The following is a 594-nucleotide window of genomic DNA, read 5'->3' as shown; positions in this document are numbered from 1 at the left end:
GCAAAGCGAAACCGCGCTGGGTTTTGCATTTTGTATTGGACAGATTTGCACAAGGTAAAAGCTATCGCCAGATCATGATGGAATTGAATCGGCTCTATGCACATAGGGGTATGACGATTAGTTTGGGGACAGTGTATAACTGGATACAGAAGTATCGTTCAGAAATGGAGGCAATACGTAAAGAGACGCGGAATCGTTTTCCAGAACCCAGTCCTGCAAATTGGCGGTGGTGTATAGATGGAACGGGTAAAGTGGATGCAGATGGTGTGAGCCATTTTATTCCGGGTATTGTGGATCATGGTACGCGTATGAATTTGCTGTTGCAGCGTTTGGAGTTGGCGACGTCGGCAGTGATACTTGAGCATGTCACAGCAACGATCAAGTTGTTCGATAAGCCGCACATGATTCGCACAGATAATGCATCTGTGTTTCGCAGTAAAAAATTCCGGCGGGCTTTGAAGGAATTAGGGATACGTCAGGAATTTAGCGAACCGGGCAAGCCCTGGCAGAATGGTAGGATTGAACGTTTCTTTTTAACGCTCAAAGAGAAGTTGAATTTAATCACGCCTGTCAATGGCTTGGCGCTCGATTGCT

1 protein-coding gene is annotated in these 594 nt (G+C 46.1%); it reads left to right on the top strand.

Going from position 1 to position 594, the window contains the following annotated elements:
- On the top strand, positions 1–594 hold a 594-nt coding region (locus ACO0LF_RS31430; protein WP_423021328.1), incomplete at both ends, for a DDE-type integrase/transposase/recombinase.

This window comes from Undibacterium sp. Di27W, from assembly GCF_049340345.1.
Taxonomy (GTDB): Bacteria; Pseudomonadota; Gammaproteobacteria; order Burkholderiales; family Burkholderiaceae_D; genus Undibacterium.
This window is presented reverse-complemented; position numbering and strand designations above follow the sequence as displayed.